Source organism: Streptomyces sp. NPDC097107, assembly GCF_044762405.1.
GTDB lineage: Bacteria > Actinomycetota > Actinomycetes > Streptomycetales > Streptomycetaceae > Streptomyces > Streptomyces thinghirensis.
Genome location: NZ_JBIWEF010000039.1, coordinates 1 through 3343 on the forward strand (window position 1 = coordinate 1; position 3343 = coordinate 3343).

4 protein-coding genes are annotated in these 3343 nt (G+C 70.8%); 1 reads left to right on the top strand and 3 read right to left on the bottom strand.

The window, feature by feature from the left end; translation table 11 throughout:
• Positions 1–315: 315 nt before the first annotated feature.
• Entirely contained in the window at positions 316–1323 is a 1008-nt protein-coding gene (locus tag ACIQ1J_RS35320) for a stage II sporulation protein M (RefSeq protein ID WP_403563491.1), read from the bottom strand.
• A 126-nt stretch (positions 1324–1449) separates the two neighbouring features.
• On the opposite strand from ACIQ1J_RS35320, the gene ACIQ1J_RS35325 reads away from it, so the two are divergent.
• A complete protein-coding gene (locus tag ACIQ1J_RS35325; RefSeq protein ID WP_403563493.1) occupies positions 1450–2418 on the top strand; it encodes an RDD family protein in 969 nt (322 codons plus the stop codon).
• 52 nt (positions 2419–2470) lie between these two features.
• Here the strand turns inward: ACIQ1J_RS35325 and ACIQ1J_RS35330 are convergent, their stop codons facing one another.
• Entirely contained in the window at positions 2471–3085 is a 615-nt protein-coding gene (locus ACIQ1J_RS35330) for a hypothetical protein (RefSeq protein ID WP_403563495.1), read from the bottom strand.
• 163 nt (positions 3086–3248) lie between these two features.
• The coding region (locus ACIQ1J_RS35335; RefSeq protein WP_403563497.1) for an adenosylhomocysteinase at positions 3249–3343 on the bottom strand (95 nt) is incomplete at its 5' end.

Genomic DNA, 3343 nt, shown 5'->3' on the forward strand with positions numbered 1-3343 from the left:
TCCGACTCTATCAGATCTTTCCGATCCGATTTCCTCGGTGCTTTCCAGGTTCCCGCTTTCGCGTTTCCCTTTCCGGCGGTTCCGACTTTATCAGAAGTTCTGAGCCGGTCTGACCGGCCGTTCATTTCCGATTCATCGGGAGAGTGCTTCGCCGAATTCAATGATCCGGGAGGAAGCAGATAGATACTCTCGGTTGCCCTCTGGGGTGAACCCATCTCCAGGCAACTGTTCGAATCTACCTCCCCGCTCGCTCCGTGTCAACGGCTCTTGCGGGAACGAAGAGGACACTAGCAGCTCGTCCGGGGCGGACGCACATCAGGCGGCGGTCGGCACGGTGGCGCTGCGCTCGGTCGCTTCGACGTCGCCCGTGTCGCCGGCGCGCACGGCACGTCCGCCCAGGACATAGACGTAGGCGAGGAAGCCCAGCTCGGCGACGACTCCGATAGCGATGCGGGCCCAAGTGGGCAGGCCGGACGGGGTGACGAAGCCTTCGATGGCACCGGAGATGAACAGGACCAGGGCGAGACCGATCGCCATGCCGATGGCGGCTCGGCCCTCTTCGGCGAGGGCGACGCGCCGGGTACGCGGGCCGGGGTCGATGAGGGTCCAGCCGAGACGCAGGCCGGTGCCGGCGGCCACGAAGACCGCGGTCAGTTCGAGCAGCCCGTGGGGCAGGACGAGGCCGAGGAAGGTGTCGAGGCGGCCGGCGGACGACATCAGGCCGAAGCCGACGCCCAGGTTGAGCATGTTCTGGAACAGGATCCAGATGACCGGCAGCCCCAGGAAGACGCCCAGGATGAGACAGAGTGCGGCGGCCCAGGCGTTGTTCGTCCAGACCTGTGCGGCGAAGGAGGCCGCGGGGTGGCTCGAGTAGTACGTCTCGTACTGGCCGCCGGGGCGGGTGAGCTCCCGCAGTTCGCTGGGTGCCGCGATGGTGGACTGGACTTCCGGATGGGTGCCGATCCACCAGCCCAGGAGCGCCGCGACGGCCGTCGACAGGAGTGCGGTGGGCACCCACCAGTGGCGTGCCCGGTAGACGGCCGCCGGGAACTGTTGGGTCAGGAAGCGGGTGACGTCGCGCCAGGAGGCTCGGCGGGTCCCTGTCACGGCACTGCGCGCGCGTGCCACCAGTTGGCTGAGTCGTCCGGTCAGCTGGGGGTCTGGGGCGCTGGACTGGATCAGGGAGAGGTGCGTGGCCGTGCGCTGGTAGAGGGTGACGAGTTCGTCGGTCTCGGCGCCGGTCAGTCGACGCTGGCGCCGGAGCAGGTCGTCGAGGCGGTCCCACTCCGCGCGGTGGGCGGAGACGAAGACGTCGAGGTCCATCGGTGTGCCTGCTCCTCGGCTATCGTCGGCGGCTCGTCGTGGATCAGCTTGTCGTACTGCGGCGCGGTGTGTCCTCAGCTTGGCAGACTGGCGGGGACGGGGGCAGTCAGGGGAAGGGCGGCAGGCGTGAGTGAGCTGGTGACGGGCGAGGCGGTGGCGTTGGAACTGCGCCCCGCCAGGCTGCCCAGCAGGGCGCTGGCCGTCCTGCTCGACCTGGCGGTGGCCGTGGCCGTCTATGTGGCGGTGACCGTCGCGCTGGTGGCTTCCACGGCCTCCCTGGACATGGCGGCGCAGACCGCGCTGTCGATCGCGGCCTTCGTCCTCGTGCTGGTGGGCGGTCCCATCGCGGTGGAGACGCTCAGCCACGGGCGGTCGCTCGGGAAGATGGCGTGCGGTCTTCGGGTGGTGCGGGACGACGGTGGGCCGATCCGGTTCCGGCACTCGCTGGTACGGGGCTTGATCGGGGTGATCGAGATCCTCATGACGTTCGGCGTCGTCGCCTGTATCGCCTCGCTCGTGTCGGCGCGGGGGCGGCGGCTGGGTGATGTGTTCGCGGGGACCCTGGTCGTGCGGGAACGGGTGCCGGTCTCGCCGACGGGCTTCGTACCGCCGCCTCCGCCGTGGCTGGCGGGGCGGTTCTCGGGGCTCGATCTGTCCGCCGTGCCCGATGATCTGTGGCTTGCCGTCCGTCAGTACCTGACGCGGATGGGACAACTGGATCCCCGGGTCGGCTGGGCCATGGCCGAACGGCTCGCCAACGACGTGGCGGCTCGTACGGGTGCCCCGGCCCCGCAGGAGGTTCCGCCGGCCGCGTATCTGGCGGCGGTGCTGCAGGAGCGGCAGGCGCGGGAGGCCCGGCGGGCGTTCGAGGGGGCCTACGCGGCTGGGCGGCCTGCGGTGGAAGCGCCGCCCATGACTCCTCCTGCGCCGGCTTCCTCCGCGACACCGCCTGGGCAGCCGCCGGTACGAACGCCGGAGGAGCGTCCCGTGGTGCCGCCGACCGCGCCTTCGCGGGAAGTCCGGCCCGAGGCGTCGCGCGAGACGCCGCCGGACGGCCGCACCGGCACCGGCACCGGTTTCGTACCGCCGGCGTAGGCCGGACGGGCTGCGCCCGGGCGGTCCTGCGGCGCTTGTCGCCCGATGTCGTTCACGGAAACACGGACGGCGGTGACTCCAGGTCCTCCAGCTCGATGCCGGGGGCCGCGAGCACGACGTCGCCGGCGATGTGCACGGCGTGCTGCTCGCCCGTGTCCAGGGCTGTGACCTGGTACTCGTCCACGGTGAGCGGGCCGTTGTCAGTGGCGTGTGCTTCTCTTTTGAGCAAGGCCCAGGACTGGTCCACGGTGCGCGGGGCGAGGACCGGGTCCGTGAGGGCGACGAGGCGTACGCGGGTGGCCGATCCGGAGGGGGTGAGGCGCAGGAGGCGGGTGGTGGCGACGAGGAAGGCCGGGGACGTGCCGGTGAAGGCGTGGGCGCGCGCATTGCCTTCGGTGGCGTGGACTCCGGTGGGGTCGGTGCGGACCCAGGTGACGCCGTCGACGGCCGCACCGCGAACTTGCCAGCTCGCGGCATGGAGTTCGAGGCGGATGGGGCGGCCGAGGTCGTCGAGGGCGAGGTCGACGGATCCGTGGTCGTCTCCGGCGGGCGTGGTCAGCCGGGAGACGTAGCGCCAGCCGGAGGGGCCGGGGGCGCACTGGAAGTGTTCTTCTGCGAGGGGGGTGTGATCGTGCGGATCGTGGAGCGAATAACGGCCGCGGGGCATTGGTGGTCCTGAGTGGTGACGGGCTGCTGGTCCGGCCGCTGAGGCGCCGACGGGGCAGGCCCCCGGCACGGGGGTGCGGGGGCCTGTCTCGGAGGAGCCGGCAGTCGGCCGAGGGGCGCGTCCGTGCGTGGACGCTCCCCTGCCGGCTGCGACGCGGGCTCGCTCAGTAGCGGTAGTGGTCCGCCTTGTACGGGCCCTCGACCTTGACGCCGATGTAGTCGGCCTGCTCCTTGCGGAGCGTGGTCAGCTTGACGCCGA

Bases quoted from the DNA above. Each gene is read 5' to 3' on its own strand.
- ACIQ1J_RS35320 (WP_403563491.1), bottom strand. From the start codon at position 1,323: ATGGACCTCGACGTCTTCGTCTCCGCCCACCGCGCGGAGTGGGACCGC.
- ACIQ1J_RS35330 (WP_403563495.1), bottom strand. From the start codon at position 3,085: ATGCCCCGCGGCCGTTATTCGCTCCACGATCCGCACGATCACACCCCC.